This is a genomic window from Aquiflexum lacus (assembly GCF_015476655.1).
Taxonomy (GTDB): Bacteria; Bacteroidota; Bacteroidia; order Cytophagales; family Cyclobacteriaceae; genus Aquiflexum; species Aquiflexum lacus.
Window position 1 is genome coordinate 1 of the sequence record NZ_JABFHF010000083.1, and the last position, 605, is coordinate 605.

Annotated in this window: 1 protein-coding gene; it reads left to right on the forward strand. The window is 44.5% G+C overall.

Annotated elements, in window-relative coordinates; genetic code table 11:
• On the forward strand, positions 1–605 hold a 605-nt coding region (locus HMJ38_RS25125; protein WP_228780275.1), incomplete at both ends, for a hypothetical protein.

Genomic DNA, 605 nt, shown 5'->3' on the forward strand with positions numbered 1-605 from the left:
GCCAGTTGGCTATTTGCCGGATTATGGTAAGCAATTTGGCTTCTCTTCAGTGACAGTTGATGGTGTAGATTATGCCTTTGGTTGGAAATTAAGGTCCAATGGAGAACCAATAGATGTTTCGGAAGCTTCAGATAATGGTGGAACAACTGCCTTTGGAGGAGCAGGAAGAAACAGAATTTCAACATCTTACGCTTCCGCGCCTATTGAAGATCAGCTTGAAGGAACACTACTTCATTTCCAGGGAGATAACATCATGAATACTACAGGTGGTGTTCAAAGTTGGGCAGGACAGAGAAGGGGCAACGAGTTGTTCTGGGAATTGGAAGTGCCAAACGGAATCTATGATGTTACCATAGGTCTTGGAGATAAAGATATCAATAACATAGACAGCAGACATAGCGCTACCATAGAAGGGATTACCATTATCCCGGCTAAAGTTGCCGTCGCAGGAGAAGTCAGGGTAGAGACCATGACAGTGGAAGTGACTGATGGACTGCTTACCATGAACGGTGTTGGTGGGTTTAATTCCAAAATCACCCATATTGAAATCGTTGAAAGTACGAATGCACCAACCGCAGGTGCCCTATCTTTTGACCCTGCTTCAT